The organism is Comamonas odontotermitis, assembly GCF_040396735.1.
Classification (GTDB): domain Bacteria; phylum Pseudomonadota; class Gammaproteobacteria; order Burkholderiales; family Burkholderiaceae_C; genus Comamonas; species Comamonas odontotermitis_C.
Genome location: NZ_JBEBNZ010000003.1, coordinates 98,922 through 119,704, shown reverse-complemented (window position 1 = coordinate 119,704; position 20,783 = coordinate 98,922). Strand labels below are relative to the sequence as shown.

The 20,783-nt window shown below is 58.1% G+C and carries 18 protein-coding genes; 10 read left to right on the top strand and 8 right to left on the bottom strand.

Annotated features, from left to right (window positions below):
- Positions 1-55: 55 nt before the first annotated feature.
- The 7 genes from glnL to ACH2DG_RS04535 form a co-directional block, all read right to left on the bottom strand.
- Positions 56-1,138 carry a nitrogen regulation protein NR(II) gene (gene glnL, locus ACH2DG_RS04565; protein WP_395024508.1) on the bottom strand — a complete coding sequence of 361 codons (1,083 nt, stop codon included), beginning with the start codon at positions 1,136-1,138 and terminating at the stop codon, positions 56-58.
- A 27-nt stretch (positions 1,139-1,165) separates the two neighbouring features.
- Positions 1,166-1,693 carry a hypothetical protein gene (locus ACH2DG_RS04560; RefSeq protein WP_395024507.1) on the bottom strand — a complete coding sequence of 176 codons (528 nt, stop codon included), beginning with the start codon at positions 1,691-1,693 and terminating at the stop codon, positions 1,166-1,168.
- A gap of 345 nt (positions 1,694-2,038) precedes the next feature.
- Positions 2,039-3,454 carry a type I glutamate--ammonia ligase gene (glnA, locus tag ACH2DG_RS04555; RefSeq protein ID WP_224149274.1) on the bottom strand — a complete coding sequence of 472 codons (1,416 nt, stop codon included), beginning with the start codon at positions 3,452-3,454 and terminating at the stop codon, positions 2,039-2,041.
- Between the two features lie 329 nt (positions 3,455-3,783).
- Positions 3,784-4,677, bottom strand: a complete 894-nt coding sequence (locus tag ACH2DG_RS04550) for an EI24 domain-containing protein (protein WP_395024506.1) — start codon at positions 4,675-4,677, stop codon at positions 3,784-3,786.
- A 122-nt stretch (positions 4,678-4,799) separates the two neighbouring features.
- Positions 4,800-5,858 carry a sterol desaturase family protein gene (locus ACH2DG_RS04545; protein ID WP_395024505.1) on the bottom strand — a complete coding sequence of 353 codons (1,059 nt, stop codon included), beginning with the start codon at positions 5,856-5,858 and terminating at the stop codon, positions 4,800-4,802.
- 69 nt (positions 5,859-5,927) lie between these two features.
- Entirely contained in the window at positions 5,928-6,737 is an 810-nt protein-coding gene (locus ACH2DG_RS04540) for a polysaccharide deacetylase family protein (protein ID WP_395024504.1), read from the bottom strand.
- A 12-nt stretch (positions 6,738-6,749) separates the two neighbouring features.
- Entirely contained in the window at positions 6,750-7,727 is a 978-nt protein-coding gene (locus ACH2DG_RS04535) for a YncE family protein (protein WP_395024503.1), read from the bottom strand.
- A 782-nt stretch (positions 7,728-8,509) separates the two neighbouring features.
- Here ACH2DG_RS04535 and ACH2DG_RS04530 point away from each other — a divergent pair.
- The 3 genes from ACH2DG_RS04530 to ACH2DG_RS04520 all read left to right on the top strand — a co-directional run bounded on the left by ACH2DG_RS04530 (position 8,510) and on the right by ACH2DG_RS04520 (position 13,084).
- Entirely contained in the window at positions 8,510-9,883 is a 1,374-nt protein-coding gene (locus tag ACH2DG_RS04530; RefSeq protein WP_395024502.1) for an NF038132 family protein, read from the top strand.
- A 161-nt stretch (positions 9,884-10,044) separates the two neighbouring features.
- Complete coding sequence (locus ACH2DG_RS04525; RefSeq protein ID WP_395024501.1) at positions 10,045-12,417, top strand: DNA polymerase II; 2,373 nt, start codon at positions 10,045-10,047, stop codon at positions 12,415-12,417.
- 457 nt (positions 12,418-12,874) lie between these two features.
- Complete coding sequence (locus ACH2DG_RS04520; RefSeq protein ID WP_224149284.1) at positions 12,875-13,084, top strand: CsbD family protein; 210 nt, start codon at positions 12,875-12,877, stop codon at positions 13,082-13,084.
- A 101-nt stretch (positions 13,085-13,185) separates the two neighbouring features.
- Here the strand turns inward: ACH2DG_RS04520 and ACH2DG_RS04515 are convergent, their stop codons facing one another.
- Entirely contained in the window at positions 13,186-14,190 is a 1,005-nt protein-coding gene (locus tag ACH2DG_RS04515) for an SDR family oxidoreductase (RefSeq protein WP_395024500.1), read from the bottom strand.
- Positions 14,191-14,389: 199 nt separating this feature from the next.
- Here ACH2DG_RS04515 and ACH2DG_RS04510 point away from each other — a divergent pair, with 199 nt between their 5' ends.
- From ACH2DG_RS04510 to ACH2DG_RS04480, 7 genes are all read left to right on the top strand, one after another.
- Entirely contained in the window at positions 14,390-14,971 is a 582-nt protein-coding gene (locus ACH2DG_RS04510) for a hypothetical protein (protein WP_395024714.1), read from the top strand.
- Positions 14,972-15,299: 328 nt separating this feature from the next.
- A complete protein-coding gene (locus ACH2DG_RS04505; RefSeq protein ID WP_395024499.1) occupies positions 15,300-15,617 on the top strand; it encodes a plasmid stabilization protein in 318 nt (105 codons plus the stop codon).
- 117 nt (positions 15,618-15,734) lie between these two features.
- Positions 15,735-16,106 carry a low affinity iron permease family protein gene (locus ACH2DG_RS04500; protein WP_395024498.1) on the top strand — a complete coding sequence of 124 codons (372 nt, stop codon included), beginning with the start codon at positions 15,735-15,737 and terminating at the stop codon, positions 16,104-16,106.
- 228 nt (positions 16,107-16,334) lie between these two features.
- Positions 16,335-17,075: an SDR family NAD(P)-dependent oxidoreductase gene (locus ACH2DG_RS04495; RefSeq protein ID WP_395024497.1), complete on the top strand. Its 741-nt coding sequence runs from the start codon at positions 16,335-16,337 to the stop codon at positions 17,073-17,075.
- Positions 17,076-17,216: 141 nt separating this feature from the next.
- Positions 17,217-17,585 (top strand): YtcA family lipoprotein, encoded by a 369-nt coding sequence (locus tag ACH2DG_RS04490; protein WP_395024496.1) that lies wholly within the window; start codon positions 17,217-17,219, stop codon positions 17,583-17,585.
- Between the two features lie 18 nt (positions 17,586-17,603).
- Positions 17,604-18,647: a multidrug transporter subunit MdtN gene (gene mdtN / locus ACH2DG_RS04485; protein ID WP_395024495.1), complete on the top strand. Its 1,044-nt coding sequence runs from the start codon at positions 17,604-17,606 to the stop codon at positions 18,645-18,647.
- A 143-nt stretch (positions 18,648-18,790) separates the two neighbouring features.
- A complete protein-coding gene (locus tag ACH2DG_RS04480) occupies positions 18,791-20,779 on the top strand; it encodes an FUSC family protein (protein WP_395024494.1) in 1,989 nt (662 codons plus the stop codon).
- The last annotated feature ends 4 nt before the right edge of the window (positions 20,780-20,783 follow it).

The window sequence follows — 20,783 nt, the reverse complement described above, 5'->3', positions numbered from 1 at the left end:
CCTTCCAAATCTACAAACCATGAATCGTGGTCCTGGCCGGGCTGCGCCATGCAAGCTAATCCGTCAACGGCAGCATGATGCGAAAGTCCGTGCGCCCGGGCTCGCTCTCGCATTCGATCAAACCTTCGTGCCTTTGTACAAAGGTCTGTGCCAGCGGCAAGCCCAGGCCCGTGCCACCATCGCGTCCGGTCACCAAGGGGTAGAAGATCCGCTCCTTGATGTCCGGCTCGATGCCAGGACCATTGTCGATGACATGCAATTCCAATGCCAACTTGTGGCGCTTGCGGCCCAGGGTGAGCTGGCGCGCAATGCGCGTGCGCAGAATGATGCGCGCCGTTCCCTGCGTCATCTGCGGCTCCAGCACCTGCGCGGCATTCTGCACAATGTTGAGTAGCGCCTGGATGAGCTGCTCACGGTCGCCCCGGATCTCGGGCAGCGAGATATCGTAATCGCGCTCGATCTTGAGCCCGCCTGGGTATTCCAGCAGTACCAGCTGGCACACGCGCTCGCATACCTCATGGATGTTCACATCACCCACGGTGTGCGGGTGGCGGTGCGGCGCGAGCAGCCGGTCCACCAGGGCCTGCAGGCGGTCAGCCTCATGGATGATGACGTCGGTGTATTCCTTGAGCTGGCGGTCCGGCAGCTCCATATCCAGCAATTGCGCTGCGCCGCGAATGCCGCCCAGCGGGTTCTTGATCTCGTGGGCGAGGTTGCGGATCAACTCCTTGTTGGCCAGGGCCTGCTCGCGCACGCGCTCTTCCCGGTCCTGGCGCACCTGCTGCTCCAGAGGCCACAGCTCCACCAGAATTTCGGCATCTTCCTGCCACCATGACAGGTTCACGTGCACCGGAAAGGCATCCTGCAGGCTGCGACGCAACTGCGCCTCGAACCTCAAGGACGAAAAGCGCTGCGCCCGCGCATCCACCAGAGCCTTGTGCAGGAGCTCATCGTCCTGAAAGAAAACACCCAGTTCGTGGCCCAGAATGCTCTTGCGCGATACGCCCAGCGCATTTTCCAGTGCAGCGTTGACCCGCACGGCAGCGCCATCGAGCCGGATGACCGCCACCAGGGTTGCGATGTGCTCCAGCGCTTGCCACTCGCGCCATTCGCGGTCGGCTGCGGTCAGGTCAGGCATGGGTTGGGCAGCAGGAAGAAAGTGGGATCAAGGTGCAGGCAGACGCTGCAATTCTCTCTGAATACCGGCGATATCGCTATCCATGCGGGTCATCTCCGCCTTCAGGTCTTCCACACGCTTGTTGTAGAAGGCCGGGTTGCGCATCTCCAGCGCATTTTTTTGCGGCTCGCCGTTGTTGTACTCACGGGCCAGATCCGCCTTGCGGGTTTCGGCCTTCTTCAGTTCTGTCTCCAGGATCAGCCGTGCATCGGAATCGCGCGCACGGCCCTCCGCCGAGGTGGAACGTGGCGCAGGCGTTGCGGCTGCCGGTGCACGGGCCGGGCGAGGAGCGGCTGCAGACGGTGCAGGAGCCGGGCTGGCCGCCCCTGCGCCCCCTTGCGGGCGCGTGCCCTGCACGATGGTCACATTGGCAGCCTCGATCTGGGCACACCCCCGCTGGCGCGCCTTGGCCGCGTCATTGGTGTATTCATTGCCACAGCGATAGATGCGATCCTGCGCCACAGCGCCCTGCGCACCCGCCATTGCAACCGCCAAAAACAACCACTTGATATGCATAACCTCGATTCGCCCATTCACTCCACAGTGGCAAGTATCACGCCAATCTGTACATCAAAGATTTCAGCACCCCATTGCAACAGCAAACAAATACCCGCTGCAATCACGTTTCATAACGCGGGCAACTGCTGCGGCGTGCACAGGCAGTGTATAGACAAACAGAGGCTGACCATGAATAACAGTTCCTACTGTTACAGATTCGCAGCACCTTGACCACACATCGTACGGCCCACGCCATAGTTTTGCTATCAACTTTATATCAAAATGGGACAGAAAAAACGGCCTGTGCAATACAGGCCGTTTTGCAGCAGGACAGCAACAATGCCGCCCTTGCCCCTTGATGCTTTACAGCGAATAGTACATGTCGAACTCGACAGGATGCACCGCCTGGCGGAAGCGGGTCACCTCGCTCATCTTCAGCTCGATGTAGGCGTCAAGCATGCTGTCGCTGAATACGCCACCCTTGGTCAGGAAGGCGCGGTCTGCATCCAGGGCTTCCAGCGCCTGATCCAGGCTGTGGCACACGGTAGGCACCAGCTTGTCTTCTTCGGGAGGCAGGTGGTACAGATCCTTGGTAGCTGCTTCGCCTGGGTGAATTTTGTTTTCCACGCCATCAAGGCCAGCCATCAGCAGCGCAGCAAAGCCCAGGTATGGGTTCATCAGCGGATCGGGGAAGCGTGCTTCCACGCGGCGGCCCTTGGGGTTGCTCACGTAAGGAATGCGGATCGATGCCGAGCGGTTCTTGGCCGAGTACGCCAGCTTCACCGGTGCCTCGTAACCAGGTACCAGGCGCTTGTAGCTGTTGGTGCCAGGGTTGGTGATGGCGTTCAAGGCACGTGCGTGCTTGATGATGCCGCCGATGTAATACAGCGCGAAATCCGACAGACCCGCGTAGCCGTCGCCAGCAAACAGGTTCTTGCCGTCTTTCCAGACAGACTGGTGCACGTGCATGCCGGAGCCATTGTCGCCAGCGTAAGGCTTGGGCATGAAGGTCGCCGTCTTGCCATAGGTGTCGGCCACGTTCCAGATCACGTACTTTTGTACCTGCGTCCAGTCAGCGCGCTCGACCAGGGTCGAGAAACGGGTGCCCAGCTCGTTCTGGCCGGCGCCTGCCACTTCGTGGTGGAACACTTCGACGGGGATGCCCAGCGATTCGAGCAGCAGGGACATTTCAGCGCGCATGTCCTGCGTGCTGTCGACAGGAGGAACGGGGAAGTAGCCGCCCTTGACGCGTGGGCGGTGGCCACGGTTGCCGGAGTCGAACTTGGTGCCGCTGTTCCAGGGGGCTTCGTATTCTTCGATGTCGTAGAACGGGTTGTTGGGTTCGGTGCTCCAACGCACGCCATCAAAGATGAAGAATTCTGGCTCGGGTCCGAAGTAGGCCGTGTCGCCCAGACCGGAGGCCTTCAGGTAGGCTTCGGCGCGCTTGGCGATGGAGCGGGGATCGCGGTCATAGGCCTTGCCGTCGCCCGGCTCGATCACGTCGCACTGCAGGAACAGCGTGGTCTCGTCAAAGAATGGATCGATGTTGGCGGTGTTCGGATCGGGCATCAGCAGCATGTCCGAAGCTTCGATACCCTTCCAGCCGGCAACCGAAGATCCGTCGAAAGCGTGGCCCGAGGCGAACTTGTCTTCGTCAAAGTGCGAGATTGGCACCGTGACGTGTTGCTCCTTGCCACGGGTATCGGTGAAACGCAGGTCAACGAACTTGACCTCGTTCTCGTCCAACATGCTCATCACATCTGCAACGCTCTTGGCCATCTATAGCTCCAAAGAAAAACATCAATAAAAAGACTGTGGCAAGACTAAAGCAGATTGCGTGCCAGTTTTATGACATCTGCCCGGTCCATATTGCCAGCGACTACCCGGCCCGGCCTGCCACCGTACCGAGCGTGACTGTACCGCGCTTTGCCAGCCTGGAACAGCCATTGCAAGGGAATTTGTACAACGTCCAGGCTGGCTCCTGCCCTTCTATCGCACCACCTCGGTGCAATTTGCCGCCAACGCAAAAGCCTCGGCAGGATGCACGATTTTGATGCATTAATGCACCAAATTGGTGCAATGACGCATTCTACCGCGCACCAGGTTGGTCACTTCTCAGGCTGCTCGCCTGCAGGAGGCGCGCCTTCCAAGACCTTGTCATCGCCCGAGTGTGCCTCCACCACCGGCATTTCGCCCTGCTCTGCACGCAAGGCCTGCAGGGCAGCCAGCCCGAAATGGATGAACCACAGCGACGAGAATGCAAAGGTGATGGCGTAGATCCATACCGCCAGCGGCACCAGCACCACAAAGCCGATGGTGAAGACGATGCCCGAGGCCCAGACGATGCTGGGCGCAATGCCGATATAGCCGCTGATCACCCCCATCAGCAGGAGCGGCCAGCGGTGGCGCTGCAGCAGCGCATCGCGCTCAGGCTTGCTGGCGTGCTCAGCCAGTGCATCCACACTCATGACCCGGTAGGTCAGCCAGCCCCAGATGACGGGTGGCACCACCAGCACCAGCGGAGGAATCAGCCATAGCGGCATCGTGACGACAAAGGCAACCACGGCCACGGCCGAGGTGCCCAGGGCCCACCCTACGCTGGCCACGAGGCCCGTGCCGTGCTTTTTGGCCAGCGTGGCAAATCGCTGCTCCGTCACCATGCGCACCAGCGCCGGTGTCATCAGCAAGGCGATGATGAGCAGTGCCAGCACGGCCGCCATCGGGGTCATCAGCACCAGCACCACAAATGGCGCCACGCCAGCGGCAAAGCCCTCCGTACCACTACCGCCAAACCAGCTGAACATGGTGCGCAGCCAGCCAATGGTCTCCACCCAGTGCTGCACCGCTGCTACGCTGGCCGTCCAGTAGAAGTAGCTCCAGCCACCCAGCACCAGCAGCATCACGACCAGCGGCACCAGAGACAGCGCAATCACCTTGGGGCGAAAGCAGTACGCTGCAGCGCGCCAGAAAGAATCAAGCATCAGGCTGGAGCCTTGGGACATGGGAGAGATTCCTTATGCTTCAAAAACGAATGGCCATGCTAACCGGCAACGGCCATGCCTGTCGATTCAGCGGCCCGCAGCCCCACTCCCCCGGCGCGCGCCCATAAGCACCGGGGCAGGTATCAGGCCTTGTTCAGCAGCCGGAGCACCCCGCGCCATTGCTGGCTCCAGAAACCGCTGCCGTAGTCGCGCAACTGGCCTTGCCTGTTGGGCTGCACCTGGTCGCGGATGCCGGTGGGGTCGTAGCGCAGCTCAAAATTGGCAGTGCCAAACAGCATGTCCCACCAGGGCAGCAGCACACCGAAGTTGCAGCCTCCCAGGCGCGGGCGGGCTTTTGCAGTGTTGCCTACTTCTGTTTTGATAGCTGTCTGCGCTTGACTGTCTTGAGCTGCAGGCACATTTCCTTCTACACCCTTGGCTGGCGACTCATGCCCAATGCCAATCGCGTGGTGGCGGCGGTGAAAGCGCGGGCTGATCCACAGGCGCTCGCCCACCCTGCCAAACCATACGCGCAGATTGGCATGTTGCAAGCTCTCGCTCAACTGGGTGATGGCGACGATGGCCACAAACTGGCTCGGGGCCACTCCGATCAGCACGGCGACCAGCACCAGAATGCTATCGGTCAGGATATCGTCCAGCAGGTGGTTGCGGTTGTCGCTCCACATCGTCATCTGGCGTTGCGAATGGTGCAGCGCATGCAGCTTCCACCACCAGACGAAGCTGTGCTGGCCACGGTGGATCCAGTAGGCCACAAAGTCGAAAATCACCAGATAGATCAAGAGGCTGACCCAGGCCACATCGGTCACCCCCGGCCAGAGTGCGTCCACATGCCAGGTCTCAAACCCTTGCATGCGCAGGTTGCCTACCAGCCAGTCCCACAGGGGGTCGATGGTAAAAAAGAGCGCCAGGCGGAACAGCCCCAGGCGGTGGATCAGCGTGTAGAGAATATCGATGCGGACGGCGTGCCTGTCGGTCACCGCCTCTACCGGGCGCCAGCGCTGCAGCGGCGCAATCACCAGCACCATGATGACAATCTGCAGGCAGCCCACCAGAAACCAGCCAGCGGCGGTGTAGCCATCTTCCAGAAAGTTGGCCAGTCCCATGTTGAACAGCAGCGGCTGGAACACCTGTTCAAACACCCATTGCTGGGCATTGTCAAAAAGAGAGCTGAAGAATTCCATAGCTAGCAATTACCTGTGCCTGCGCGCTGCAAGCCCATTCAGTGTGCCAAAAACCGTCGATCACGGCAGTCAATGGCTGCGAATCCATTCACGGTACTGGGGGTGATCTCGCAGGGTGGCAAAGCAGAAACCCTGTGCCTTGAGACCCTGGATCAGCGGCTGCAGTACGGCAGGCGCCCAGGGGTCCTTGCGGTCCCAGATGCCCAGGTGTGCCAGAAGAATATCGCCGGGGCGGATGCTCTTGAGCGCCTTGTCCAGCAGCAGGGCATTGGGATACTTGTCGCTGGGCAATTCATCGCCCAGAAAACCTGCGGGCGACCACCCCACATGCGCGTAACCGCAGCTTTGCGCCGCAGCAATCAGCGCAGGCGAGGTCTTGCCGCCGGGTGCGCGGAACAGCGGCAGCGGCTTGATGCCGGTGATCTGCTGCAGGCGGTCTTCGGATTTCTTGATTTCGGCACAGTATTGGGGCACGGTCATCACCGCAGTCTTGCCCGCCGAAGGCCCCTGCGATGGGCGCACCGTGAAGCTGCGTACAGCGCCCTGCTCCGTCTTTCCATCGGCACGCCAGTACACATGATCCCAGGTATGCGAGGCAAAGGCATGGCCTTCGGCCGCACGCGCCTTCCACCAGGGAGCCCAGTGCTCGCCCAGGCTTCCGTCACCCTCCTTGGTGCGCTCGTTGGCAGCAAAAAAGGTGACTTTCACATTTTCCTGCTGCAGCACCTCGGCAATCCTGTCGGCCACTCCCATGTGGCCGGTATCCAGCGTCAGATAGACGGGTTTGCTGCAACTGGCTGCCTGGTTTGCATGATTTTGCGCTCCCGCGCCCACAGGCAGAGCGCCAGCAGCTATCAAAAACAGAGTACTCAGACGCATGCGCGGCCCGTATCAGCGCGGAGCATGGTCCAAGGTCCAGATACCGTGCGGCGACTTGCCAACCTTGACCTGGTTCACCACCTTGCGCTCCTTGGTGTCGATCACGCTCATCTTGCCCGCCCAGCGGGAGCTCAGATAGATATAGCGCCCGTCAGGCGTCACATCCATGCAATCAGGACCGCTGGGGCCAGGGTATTTGTCCACCACGGTCTGGCTTTGCATGTCGAGCTTGCTGATGGTATTGGCCACGCGGTTGCTGACAAACAGATGGCGGCCGTCACCCGTGGCACGGAATGCGTGCGCGCCCTTGTCCGTCTTGATGGTGTTGACCAGCTTGGGCTGCGCACCTGCCACTTCGAACACCTGCACACCCTCGCCGCCGGTGAGCGCCACAAACACGAACTTGTTGTCCGGGCTGCCGTACAGATCGGCCGGCATGGGGCCGGTCTTGATGCGCCACTTCAGTGTCTGGCTGGCGATATCGATGGCGACCAGCTCATCGCTGTCCTGCATGGTGGAGTAGATCGTCGTGCTCTTGCTGTCGATCCACAGGTGGCTGGGCGTCTTGCCGGTGGAAATGCGCTTGACCAGCTTCGGGGCGGTGCCGTTCCAGCTGTAGATATCGATATGGTTCAGGCGGTTGGCTGCGGTGACAAACCACTTCATATCGGGCGAGAAGCGCAGATGGTAGGGATCGGAGATGCCCTGGATCACGCGCTGCACATCGGCAGTCTTGGGGTCGACAAAGGTCAGCGAGTCACCCGTGGCATTCGCCACGATGACGGATTTGCTGTCGGGGGTGAGGTACAGGTGGTGCGGCTCCTTGCCTGTGGGAATGCGCTTGACCTCTTTCCAGGTCGCAGGATCAATGACGCTGATATTGGCATCGAGCGAATTGAGCACCAGAATGGGGTTTGCCGCCTGGGCGGCCAGCGCTGCCGCTGCCGAAGCGGCTACCAGCAGGGAGCGGGCAAGATTAAAGGGCTTCACAAGCAATCCGTACAAGTAACGCAGCGAGTGTAGCCGCCCGCAAGGCGGTTACCCGCAGTACCCGAATGGCGGCAATGTAAATATTCGTCGACCCGGTACCACAAGAGCTTCGCGCTTGTGCATGCGCTGCCGGGCAAAAAATTGCACATCCGTGACCGGCAGTTCTTGACACAGCTCAGTTGGATGAATGCCAAGCAGATGGAGCAAAAGAAATCAGCAGAATATTTGATGCTGCACAACCCCCTAATACATCGTTGCCTCGCCATGGGTGCCTAGCTGATCACGCCAAGGCCAGGGCACTCCGCCTTGCAGCAAGTTTGCAGGGCCTGCAGTCTCGTTGGCACGACCCGGGGCCCTGTCTTTATCACACACCTACACTTTTGCCGCTTTTCTCGCTTGTGTCGTTGGCTTCATTTACTGTATAAACAAACAGTAACTCAAGGAGAATCAGATGCCCATGACGCGTTACTGGCGATGGCACATCAGAGTCAATGGACGGTGGCAAGAGACGAGCCACCACGAGTGCGCTATCACAATGAAAGCAAAGCACCCAGAGGCGATGCCTGTTCTTGGCTCGCAGATCAAGCTTTTTGTACTGGACCCTACCGCCATCGCCGATTCCAGACTTCTGAAGCGATCCCCTTCCACGGGGTAAACCAGATCCAATAAGTTGGCTAACGCTCACATGCTAAATACAATGATATTAAAAATGTATTTGCATTAAATAATAGATAGAATAAATTAACACCATCAGTTTGATTACAAATGATGGAGGTTCTTTTATGTATCGGTATTCAGCACTTCTGGCCAGTTGCCTGATTGCCACCAGTGCCTGGGCAATAGACTCGTCTGCCTGGACATGCAGCAATACAGCGGGTTGCGGAAACTCGACGGCGGATGGATCTGTGACCAATGCCCCAGTGGCCGGGTCGACCGGGTATGCATGGGTCACCACCCAACCGGATACCTCTTCACCACCCAACTTTGACATTGCAAAGCTACCCGCAGGCGTGCCAACAGACCAGGTACGAAACGGCGCAAGCTTCACGTCGCAACCTTTTGCAGTGGCTGCCGCAAATTCAACGGTCAGTTTCCAGTTCAACTATGTCACCAGCGATGGTGGAGCCTTCTCTGATTTCGCGTGGGCGAGATTGCTGGACGGATCGGGCAATCAGGTTGCACTGCTTTTCACCGCACGGACAGATCCTGTCGAATCCGTGGTTCCTGGAAACGGGATGCCACCCCATCAAGCCACCCTTACCCCGCCTAGCGTTCCCATCATCGCTGGTGCGCCAAACTGGACTCCACTTGGAACGCTCAATAGCGGCACGGGTGATTGTTACGCCAGTGGCTGTGGATATTCAGGATGGGTTGAAGCAACCTACATTATTCAAAACCCGGGCGCCTACCGACTGGAAATAGGTACTGTCAACTGGACCGATTCAAGCTATCAATCCGGCTTGGCCGTCGACGGCCTGCTTGTTGCGGGCGCCCCGCCATCAACGCTGGCGCTCAACAACCCGGGCACCTTGCCTGCACTGACTGCACCGCTGTACAACGGAACGGTGGCCGACCCCGGCACCAATACCACTGTTGACTTGCAAATCACAGGCCCCAATGGCTATACGGAGACGTTGCAAGCCACCATCCAGTCCGACAACTCGTACAGCAGCCAAGGAGCGGCACTCCAGCCGGGAACCTACACCATCGTTGCAACCATCACCGGCACGACCATCACCCAAACCCAGGTCTTTGAAGTTCTCCCTCCTGTCGTGGTTCCCGCCATTACGCTGACCAATCCAGGAAGCCTGCCCGCCAACACTACTCCCACCTACAAAGGAACTGTCCAGAATCCTGGCTCGTCTTCCACAGTCGACCTCGTCATCACTGGCCCCGGCGGCTATTCTGAAACTATCCAGACCGTCCTCAATCCCGACCTGACCTACAGCGTCACCGGTGCAGCGTTGCCAGTGGGCCAATACTCCATCACGGCGACCATCACCGGGACCAGTGTTTCACAAACCGAGATTTTCCAGGTCACGGCGCCCCCACCGCCGAACGTGCCAGCACCGGTACCATCCTTGGGCGCCTGGGGCGTGGCTGCGCTGTCTTTCCTGCTCGCAATGGTGGGCATGGTGCGAGGCCGAAAACAATAGGCCCGCGTGAAAATCTGACGCCGATGAAGCCATCTTCGGATGGCTTCTTTCATGGCTTCGCGCAAGCGCATCACTCTTTCGGTCAATTCGTGCGTTCAGGCGCTCTCCATGGCGGACAATTGCAACCACATCTGTCCAAATATCGCCCTGCTTCATCCGCCGTGACATCCCCCAAACGCCAAGGATTCATCCTGACCCGCAATTGGCGAGATACGCCTGCGGGCACCGAGATCGAGTACTGGCTGGCGACCGATTCCGGTCCCTTGAAGGTGCTTCTGCAGGCCCAGACCTCTGTGGCTTTCGTCGAGGCCCGACACCAGGGAGCGGTGCAGACACAGTTGCTGGCCATGCCAGATGTGGAGTTGCGTGCGCTGGGTCTGAAAAGTTTTCAACAAGAGCCTGTGCTGGGAATCTATGCAAAGCATTTTCGCCAGTTGGGACGGCTCGCTCGCGCCCTCCAGCAGGTAGGCATCTCCCTTCTCGAAGCAGACGTTCGCCCACATGAGCGCTACTTGATGGAGCGGTTCATCACTGCAGGCGTCCAACTGGAAGGTGGGCAGCTCGAGAACTCGACACTGGTGGACTGCAGGCTGCAGCCCGCGCCCGATTTTCGGCCCACACTGAAGGTGGTCTCACTGGATATCGAGACAAGCCAGCACCAGGACCTCTACTCCATCGCGCTGGACGGCATGGCAGAGCGCGTGGTGTTCATGCTGGGCGATGCGCCTGCCGAGCCCATGCAGCCGCCAGGCTTTGCGCTGGTCTACTGCGCAACGCGCAAAGCGATGATCGAAGCGCTCAACGCGTGGTTCGAACGCAATGACCCGGATGTGATCATTGGATGGAACGTCATCCAATTCGACCTGCATGTGCTGCAAAAGACCGCAGACGATTGTGCGACCCCTCTTCTGCTGGGCCGTGAACGCAGGCCTATTGTCTGGCGCACCCATCCCGGCAAACAAGGCTATCTTTTCGCGCCCATGCCCGGCCGGGCGGTGATTGATGGCATCGAAGCACTCCGGGCTGCCGTCTGGAGCTTTTCCTCTTTCAGCCTTGAGAACGTGTCACGTGAGCTTCTGGGCGAAGGCAAGGACATCGGCGACGAGTACGACAAGATGACGGAGATCGAGCGGCGCTACCAGGATGACAAACCCGCGCTCGCCATCTACAACATCCGGGACTGCGAGCTGGTCCTGCGCATCTTCGAAAAGACAAAGCTGCTGCAGTTTGCCATGGAGCGCGCCCACACGACGGGCCTGCAGCTCGACCACTTTGGAGGCTCCATCGCCGCGTTCAGCCACCACTATCTACCCCGCATGCACCGCCTGGGATATGTGGCGCCCAGCGTGGGCGATATCCAGGGAAAGTCTTCCCCCGGTGGCTATGTACTGGACTCCAGGCCCGGCTTCTACGACTCCGTCGTGGTTCTGGACTACAAGAGCCTCTACCCTTCGATCATTCGTACCTTTCTTGTAGACCCTGTCGGATTGGCCGAGGGCCAGCATGCCATCAACCCCGAACGGCTCATCAAAGGCCCCAAGGGCACACGCTTTTCGCGAGAGAAGCACTGCCTGCCGGAAATCGTGACCACGCTGTGGCGTGCCCGTGACGAAGCCAAGCGCGCCAGAAATGAGCCCTTGTCCCAGGCCATCAAGCTGGTGATGAATTCTTTCGCCGGGGTGCTGGGTGCGTCAGAGTGCCGGTTCTTCAACCCGGACCTGATCTCCGCGATCACCCTGCGCGGCCATGAGATGGTCAAGACCACCCGTGACCTGGTGGAAAAACGCGGGTACGAGGTCATCTACGGAGACACAGACTCCATCTTCATCTGGCTGGGGCGCTCCCACTCCAACGAAGAGGCGCATGTTGTCGCAGCCGAATTGGCCCAGGACATCAATGCGTGGTGGGCGCAGCGCTTGCGGCAGGAGCAGGATATCGAGAGCTATCTTGAAATCGAGTTCGACACGCATTACAAGAAATTCTTCATGCCCACCATCCGTGGCTCGGACATCGGCAGCAAAAAGCGCTACGCCGGCCTGAGCGTCGACGCAGCTGGCAACGAGGCAATGGTCTACCGGGGCTTGGAGATGGCGCGCAGCGACTGGACGCCTCTTGCACGGCAGTTTCAGGAAGGTCTGCTCTCGCGCGTCTTCCAGGGAGTGCCATACCGATCGTTCGTGATCGAGTATGCGCAATCAACGCTGGCGGGCAAGATGGATGACCAGCTCATCTACCGCAAGCGCCTGCGGCACCGCCTCGATGCCTACGTGGCGAACGTGCCACCCCAGGTACGGGCCGCCCGCATTGCGGACGCGTACAACGCACGCATGGAGCGCCCCTTGCAGTACCAAAGCGGAGGCTGGATTCGCTACGTCATCACCAAAAACGGACCGGAGCCGCTGGAGAGCCGCCAATCTGCCATTGACTACGAACACTATCTGACGAAACAGCTTCAGCCCATTGCCGACTCGATTCTCCTGCCTCTTGGAGAAGACTTCAACACGCTGACATCCTCCCAACAGGAATTGTTCTAGAGCGCGCCATGGGATCGGCGATACCGGCAGGCAAATTCAAATGTCGGCCTTCTGCCAGTGCGCCACGCCACTGCACCCACAAGCGCTGGATGCTGCACCACCGAATCCCGATCACACGCGCCGATTGCCGGCGCCTACTTTGGGGCCGCTCCCCCGTCTGGTGACACCTAGTGCCGTCCCAACAGAACCGCCGATGCCTGCAACTGCAGCTCCAATGAACCCGCGGTGTCGGCCAATAGCAGACCTGGGCTCCATCGAAAATCGACAATTGACCGGGTTGCGTCAGCGGCTTTCAATGCCCGGTGCGTAGGGAAACTCGCATGGCAATGCTTCACGAAAACCTACAGCCTCAGGATTTATCTTGCCCTAACATGAATACGCAATCAGCAGTGAATCATTTGAGAATCCATTCTCAAAATAATTCACCATTTTTGGACAATCCACAGGAGTTCACACCATGAATGAAGATACCATCAAGGGCAATTGGAAACAATTCAAGGGAAAGGTCAAAGAACAATGGGGAAAACTGACCGACGATGACCTGGATGTCATCAACGGCCAGCGCGAGCAACTGGTGGGGAGAATTCAGGAGCGAGAGGGTATTGCCAGAGACAAGGCAGAAGAGCAGGTAAAGGCCTGGGAAACCAGCAACAAATATTACTGGTAAATACACTTCAACACTTGGCATTTCAAATATCGCAATTTCTATTTGAAATAGTGCATTGCAAAGAAAGGACTCAAAAATGAGTCCTTTCTTCCTTTTTCAATTCATGCCTCCCCAACGGTTCCTGTAATCGGTAAAACAATCCCTGTGATGTAGCTCGAACATACAGGTGCCGCCAGGAATACATAAGCCGGAGATATTTCTTCGGGCTGCGCGGGACGGCGCATGTCAGTATCCTCACCAAACTTGCCAATATCCTTGGCCGCCTTGTCGGCAGGATTGAGCGGAGTCCAGACCGGGCCCGGCGCAACCGCGTTGACGCGAATTCCCCGCTCCGCCAGATTGCCCGCAAGCGCCTTGGTGAATGCATGGATGGCACCCTTGGTGGCAGAGTAATCGATCAGGTTGCGGCTGCCGCGCAACCCGGTGACGGAGCCGGTATTGATGATGCAATCCCCCTCACCCAGATAGGGCAGTACGGCCTTCGCCATATGGAAATAGCCAAAGATGTTGGTCTTGAATGTCTCCTCAAGACGCTCTTCGGTGATGTCTTCGATATCCGCAGCATGCTCCTGAAAGGCAGCATTGTTCACGAGCACGTTGACTGACCCGAACTCCTCCAGCACTCTGGCCACCAGATCTTCACACAATGCCGGATCTTGTACGTCGCCAGAGACGGCAAGGCACTGTGCACCCTCGGCCTCTACCAGACGGCAGGTCTCTGCCGCATCGCGGTGTTCGTTGAGATACCCAATCGCTATGTTTGCTCCCTCACGGGCAAACAGAATGGCTACTGCACGGCCAATCCCTGAATCTCCACCGGTGATGATGGCAACCTTGCCTTCGAGTTTGGCACTGCCAACATAATCTTGAGCAAGGCTTTTTGGCTGCAATACCATATCCTTTTGCAAGCCAGGTTTTTTCAGCGTTTGCTCCGGCATTGGGGGTTCAGGCTCGGCATGCTCGGGCCCAGGTGCAGCTTTTTCATCCATATTTTCTTCTTGAGCTTTTGCAAGATTGTCATTGACCCGCTGTTGCTTCTGGATTTCAGATTGTCTTTTTACTGCAGCTTCGGCCTTTTCATTGAATTTATCGATGGACTTGGACATGGTCATTTCCTTGTCTATAAAATGTTCACCATATCGCTGCTGACGAGGTTTGCACGTAGGGTTTATTCACCTGTCTGCTTAAAAATATCAACATGATGTAATCAGCATAGGATCACGCCTACGACCCATATTCTCCTTGGATGGCATTCACCACATATTGATGACCCTATCATGTAAATTCATCATCAGGAGATATGCAATGAATAGCTATTTGAAAATCACCAGTGCGCTTGCAATTTCGCTGTATGCCGCCTCTGGATTTGCATTGACCAGCGACGAAGTGAAGGCAGAAAAAAAGAGCATTGAAGCGACCTACAAATCCGCAATGGCCCAATGTAAAACCCTGAGCGGTAACGCCAAAGACATCTGCGAGAAAGAAGCCAAGGGCAACGAGAGCGTCGCCAAGGCAGACCTCGACGCCAAGGAAAAGCCCAATGACTCCACGCATTACAAGGCACGTCTTGCCCGCGCGGACGCAGCCTATGAAGTCGCCAAGGAGCGCTGTGATGACCAAAGCGGCAATGCCAAGGATGTGTGCAAGAAAGATGCGCAGGCGGCACACGTGAAGGCCAAGGAGGATGCCAAGGTCAAGCGTACGCAGGAAGCGCCGTCGAACATGACTCCTCAAGACAAGGCCGCCGATGTCTCCGAGGCTCGCAAGGATGCTGCCCAGGCAACCCGTGACGCGGAGTACAAAGCGGCCAAGGAGCGTTGCGATACGCTGCCCGCAGCCTCAAAAGATGCTTGCGTGAATGATGCCAAGACCCGATTCGCTCAGTAACCTATCGCTGAGCATCGCCACATGCTGCGTGACACGCAGCATGTTCTGCATTCAGGCAATCCAGAGCTTTCATCATGCGCTGCCTCGACAAGTCGCGGAAATGAGCAGCCCACGGATGCAAGACCGCCAAACCAGGCGGAGGGATGCAGGGTGTCATCCGTAGCAGCAGCTGCAGAGTCAGGCTTGCGCAGGGTACCTGACTGCCGTCCCTCTGCCAGTCATGGATGAAGGTAACCAGGGCCCTTGGCCCTACGGCGCACATCGGTGCAGCCCATTTTCAGGGAATTGCGTTGCGGCTCCAGCACGCCATTTCCCCAAGGAGTCTATCGTGCCAAGAGGTGACAAATCTTCCTATACCGACAAGCAAAAGCGCCAGGCGGAGCATATCGAGGAGAGCTACGAAAGCCGTGGTGTCAGCGAAAAGGAGGCCGAGCGACGGGCTTGGGCCACCGTAAACAAGGAGACGGGAGGCGGCAAGAAATCCGGCTCTGGCCGCGGACATTCCGTGGATCACTCAGCGTCGCGCAAAGGCGGGCGCCTGGGAGGCAAGGCATCCGCGAGCCGCACGGCGGAGGAGCGCTCAGCTTCTGCAAAAAAAGCTGCTGCCACGAGGAAACGTAAGGCCGAGGCAGCAAAGCGCGAATGAATGCGGAGGCCGTCACCTGATTTTCCTGACTGCCAGTCTCCCCGCGCCCCTGCCCTTCCCAAGTGAGGCAGGCCAACAGGGACGCATGCGGCGCAGCGCGCTTCGAAAGGTTTGACCATGCATAGACATTCCGTATTCAGCCAGCTTGCCAGAAAGGTCGCCAGACTGAGCGGACGACCGGCCAGTTTTGCCATTGCATGCGCCGTCATCGTGCTCTGGGCTCTATCAGGGCCGATCTTTCATTTCAACGATACGTGGCAGCTGGTCATCAATACCGGCACCACCATCATCACATTCCTGATGGTGTTCCTGATCCAATCCACCCAGAACAGCGACACGGAAGCCATCCAGATCAAGCTGGATGAACTCATCCGAGCAATCGAGCCCGCACGCAATCGCATGCTATCCCTCGAAGAGCTGGATGAAGCGGAACTGGATGAGTTGCGCAAAGAGTTCGACGAACTGGCGAAGAAAGCCAGGCAGACCTGAACCCATTGCAAAGGCAAAAGACCACTGGCGCGATGCATCGCGCCAATGCATGCTGGCATGTGTCGGTGGCCTCTGAAACGTACACCCCACCTGTATGGACAGCGAAACGGACGGCGGGTCAAACGGCCAACTCATTAATTATCAAAAACACTTGACTCCAAAAAATTGATGCCTTAGATTTATCAATGAAATGGGTCGTTGTATTTCAGCGTCCAACAGGAGGCCACTATGCGTTTCTCTGGGAAAGTTGCCATCGTCACCGGTGGGGCGAGCGGAATTGGCGAGGCCACCGCCCGCGCCTTCGTCAAGGAAGGCGCGAAGGTTGTCATTGCTGACTTCTCGGAGCAAGGGCAGCAAATTGCCCAGGAATTGGCAGGTGCCACCGGGCAGGCCATGTTTGTGAAGACAGATGTAGCAAACAGCCAGGCAGTTCAGGCGCTCATTGCACAAACGGTCGAAAGATATGGCCGCCTTGATGTCATGTTTGCCAATGCCGGGATTGCAGCGGATGGCCCTGCAGACCAATTGGATGACAAGGCCTGGCAGCGCACCATCGATATCGACCTGACCGGTGTTTTTCTCTGCGACAAGTACGCGATTGAACAGATGCTGAGGCAAGGCGGCGGCGTAGTGGTGAATTGCGGCTCCATCCACAGCCACGTGGGCAAGTCAGGAGTGACGGCCTATGCAGCGGCAAAAGGCGGCGTCAAGCTCCTGACCCAGACATTGGCCATCGACTATGGTGCGCGAAACGTTCGTGTGAATGCCGTATGCCCGGGCTACATCGAAACCCCTCTTCTCAAGAACATGCCTGCCGACAAGAAACAGGCCCTGGTGGCGTTGCATCCCATTGGTCGCCTCGGTCGCGCAGAAGAAGTTGCCAGCGTGGTCCTGTTTCTCGCGAGTGACGATGCCTCGTTCATGAATGGCGCGTCTCTTGTCGTGGATGGCGGCTATACAGCGCAGTAGCCATGCAGGCAAGGGCCGTTGAACCGCTTGCGGCCTCAAGCATCTCTTCACATTTGGACCACCTCTCACTACCATGAAATGGGTGGGGTATTTTTTCTACAGCGCCGATGGCTCAGTGCCTTGCCCACCTTGAGATAGCGGTTGCAAGATGCCCTCGTACTGCCGACGCTGGTTGGCGCACAACATCCGAACCAGAGCATGCTGCCAGGACCTTTTTCAATGCCCGGATATCGACACCATCGCAGATCAAGGCTCGCCCTGGTCGTCTGGATCATGTTCTCCGTGCTGTTGCTCCCAGGCTGCCAGGCAGCGCCTTCGCAGGTTTTGTTCGGCGCATCGTTTCCGGACTGGATGTTCTGCATGCTTGGCGGTGTCATCCTGACAGTGGCGACCCATTCCATCGTGAAGCGATACGACAAGCTTCACTGGCTCGTACCTCTTCCCATCAGCTATATCGCGATCACCACCATTTATGGCGTGTTGATCTGGGTTCTTGCGTTTCAGCGCTAAAGGAAGTCAGGTAATCCGATGACAGAGTCCGATAGAAAAAACCCAAAGAAGAAAAGCCTCTTCCCTCTGGTTCTGGTACTGCTTGCAATAGGTGCCGTCACCTACGCAATCTGGCGCACGGAGACATCGCCGCGCACCGATGATGCCTATGCGTTTGCCGATACAGTCTCCATCGTTCCGGAAGTATCGGGCCGCATCATTGAAATGAAGGTACGCGACAACCAGCTTGTCAAACCTGGCGACGTGCTTTTTCAAATAGACCCTCGTCCATTCGAAGCGGCGCTGAACGTCTCGAAAAACCAGTTGCTGGTACTGGACAAGCAGATTGAACTGACACAGCGTTCCGTCAATGCACAAGCGCTCAATGCCCGGTCGGTGAATGCGAATGTCGAAGCAGCGAGAGCAAATGCCCAGCAGGCGGCAGATTCCCTCAAGCGGATTGAACCATTGCTCGGCCAAGGGTTCGCTTCGGCTGAAGAGGTAGACCGTGCCCGGACGGCCCAAAAGGCAAGCCAGGCACAGTTGCAAGCCGCTTTGCTGCAAGGCCAGACAGCCGTCGCCGGCATCCAGGGCGTTGATGCGATCATCGCGCAGAAGTCCGTGATTGAAGCTCAAATGGAGGCAGAGTCGCTGCGCCTTGAATACGCCACCGTCACAGCGCCCTTCATGGGCAGGGTGACTTCCCTGGACACCAAGGTGGGGCAGTACGTCTCTCCTGCCAAGGCGGTCTTTACCCTGATTGATGCGGAAGAATGGTATGTCATGGCGAACTTCCGTGAGGGAGACCTGAAGGATGTCCGGCCTGGAACGCGCGCAACGGTCTATCTGCTCTCAGACACCAAGCGCACCTATGAAGCGGAAGTCGACTCCATTGCGTGGGGGGTCAATCCATCGGAAGGCAATAGCCTGCTGGGAGGCCTGCCCAGGGTTTCAAAGAGCATCAACTGGGTTCATGTATCGCAGCGCTTTCCTGTGAAAGTCAAGGTCCTTGAACCAGACCCGGAACTATTTCGCCTGGGTGCTTCCGCAACTGTCATCCTGCACAAAAACAGTGCTCGTTAAACATTGCCAAGGCCTGTTCGATGAAAACCGATGCAGCACCCGGCCCGACAGCGGGTCAACGCCATTTTGAAGTGATCATCCAGGGGCTGCGCCCCTTCTCGGGCCGCTGGAGCCACACACTGAGATACGTACTCGCGTCCACGGTGGTGATCGTGCTGGCGATGAGCCTGCACTTGCCCCTGCTGGGCCTTTCGCTGTTTGTTGTATTCATGGCCACCCAGTCAAACGTCGTGGTGGTCAACCTGCTCACAAAACTCGGCTTCATCATTGTGAGTTTGGCCATTGGCGCGGTGTTGCTGATTCTGCTGTTTGCGTACGAAAGTCCTGCTGCACGTGTTGGCGCTTCCACCGCGCTCATCTTTCTGTGTGCGTTTCTGATGCGGGCCAGCAAACTTGGAAAGATCTTCTTCATCGTGGGGATTGCATTGGCGGCTTCCCAGCAGTATCTGGACAGCATTCCCAGTGCAGAGCTCCTGGTCCGCGCCTGCCTGTGGGTGTGGATGGCATGCCTGTACCCCCTGGTGCTGTGCGCAATCATCAATGCCTTCTTGTGGCCTGTAGAACCACTTTCTCAGCTCAAACAACTGGTGCACGAGCAATTGACCGTTGTTGATCAGATCCTGGGGGGCACCACCCGTACCCGCAACAACAGGCAGGAGCCGACCGCAGCAAACACCTTGAACAATTACACGAGACTCCAGACGCTCATGCGCTTTTCATGGATGCGGAATGCAGAATTTCGCGCCCGCCAGGCTCTACACCAAGACTATGCCGCTGCAATCGCCCTGCTGCAGATCCAGGCGGAAGAGCTTGCGCGACAACGAGCCAGCGTTGCGGAGCCTGGAGACCAGACCCTTACCGTGGAGGTCAGCCTGCTGCGCGGTACTATCGCACGCCTGGACCATTCCATCCAGAACGAAACCCCATTCACGCTGAATGCCACAGAACGCGCCGATGCGCGGCTGGCGACAAACAGTGCTGCGACGGGTATGTGGCATACATTGATCAGGCTCACGCAACGTGTGCAGGACACCACCACCCCTGCCCCCACCAAGCAGGCCTCCGGCATGTTGGCGCCTGATGCCTGGTCCAACCCCATGTACACGGAGTTCGCCATCAAGACCACCCTGGGTGTGTTCATCAGCTACCTTGTCTACACAGGCGCTGACTGGGGTGGGATTCACACGATGGCCCTGACAGCCCTGATAGTGGCCGAACCCTCACCCGGCGCGGCCAGCTCCAAGATGGTGTTGCGAGTCATGGGTGCCGTCATTGGTGCCGCCTGCGCTCTGATTGCAACCATTGTCTTTGTCCCGCAGGCGCAGACGATTTTCGGTTTGCTGCTGATATGCATACCCGTGCTGGCACTGGCCGCGTACATCGCATCCGGACCACCGAGTGTGAGCTATATCGGCATACAGCTGGCCTTTACCTTTGCCTTGACCATGCTGGGCGGCTTCTGGCCCAGCACCGACCTGGTCGATATCCGCGACCGCGTCATCGGAATCGGATTGGGCATTGGCCTCGCATTCTTCCTGCAAACCAGCCTATGGCCGGAATCCGAAGCGAAAGCCTTGCATGCGAGGATTCGGCAGCTCCTGCAGCTAGGCGCGCAGACATTGAGACAAATGGGAACCGCGCAACAAGACCAGCAAGCCCGGACCAGCTTGCTTGAGGCATTGCCTGCCCTGGCCGAAGCACAGAGCATGCTGGGCCGCATCGCTCTTGAACCAGCCTGGAACGCCCGTACCCCTCGCACCAACATGCATCTACAACAGCTGTACCTTGCAAAACTAAGGCAATTGCTCAGCGCCGCCGGGGGGTATGCTCTCGCCCACGCGGTTCACCAGCATGAAACCAGCCCTGATGAGGTGCGCACACTTCTGGATCTGCAGAAACTGCTTGCAGATGCACTCGACCAAAAAGCTGCCTTCCAGGAGGGGCCTGACTCCACGTCTGAAGCTCCTGGAGCGCTTGAGGCTCGTGGCTTCATTGTTCAGATCGAACTGGCCAAGTCCGAGGCCAGCCAAGACCAGGCAAGCCAGGCGTATCTCCTGCTTCTGCATAAACTCTTTGAAGCAGGCTCTGCCACACACCAGTTGCTGGCCCTGCCGGCCCCTGAATCACCTTGAACGG

What these genes read in the sequence shown, in the direction of transcription:
- glnL (WP_395024508.1), bottom strand. Translation starts at nt 1,138, where the DNA reads ATGCCTGACCTGACCGCAGCCGACCGCGAATGGCGCGAGTGGCAAGCG.
- ACH2DG_RS04560 (WP_395024507.1), bottom strand. Translation starts at nt 1,693, where the DNA reads ATGCATATCAAGTGGTTGTTTTTGGCGGTTGCAATGGCGGGTGCGCAG.
- glnA (WP_224149274.1), bottom strand. Translation starts at nt 3,454, where the DNA reads ATGGCCAAGAGCGTTGCAGATGTGATGAGCATGTTGGACGAGAACGAG.
- ACH2DG_RS04550 (WP_395024506.1), bottom strand. Translation starts at nt 4,677, where the DNA reads ATGTCCCAAGGCTCCAGCCTGATGCTTGATTCTTTCTGGCGCGCTGCA.
- ACH2DG_RS04545 (WP_395024505.1), bottom strand. Translation starts at nt 5,858, where the DNA reads ATGGAATTCTTCAGCTCTCTTTTTGACAATGCCCAGCAATGGGTGTTT.
- ACH2DG_RS04540 (WP_395024504.1), bottom strand. Translation starts at nt 6,737, where the DNA reads ATGCGTCTGAGTACTCTGTTTTTGATAGCTGCTGGCGCTCTGCCTGTG.
- ACH2DG_RS04530 (WP_395024502.1), top strand. Translation starts at nt 8,510, where the DNA reads ATGTATCGGTATTCAGCACTTCTGGCCAGTTGCCTGATTGCCACCAGT.
- ACH2DG_RS04520 (WP_224149284.1), top strand. Translation starts at nt 12,875, where the DNA reads ATGAATGAAGATACCATCAAGGGCAATTGGAAACAATTCAAGGGAAAG.
- ACH2DG_RS04515 (WP_395024500.1), bottom strand. Translation starts at nt 14,190, where the DNA reads ATGTCCAAGTCCATCGATAAATTCAATGAAAAGGCCGAAGCTGCAGTA.
- ACH2DG_RS04510 (WP_395024714.1), top strand. Translation starts at nt 14,390, where the DNA reads ATGAATAGCTATTTGAAAATCACCAGTGCGCTTGCAATTTCGCTGTAT.
- ACH2DG_RS04500 (WP_395024498.1), top strand. Translation starts at nt 15,735, where the DNA reads ATGCATAGACATTCCGTATTCAGCCAGCTTGCCAGAAAGGTCGCCAGA.
- ACH2DG_RS04495 (WP_395024497.1), top strand. Translation starts at nt 16,335, where the DNA reads ATGCGTTTCTCTGGGAAAGTTGCCATCGTCACCGGTGGGGCGAGCGGA.
- mdtN (WP_395024495.1), top strand. Translation starts at nt 17,604, where the DNA reads ATGACAGAGTCCGATAGAAAAAACCCAAAGAAGAAAAGCCTCTTCCCT.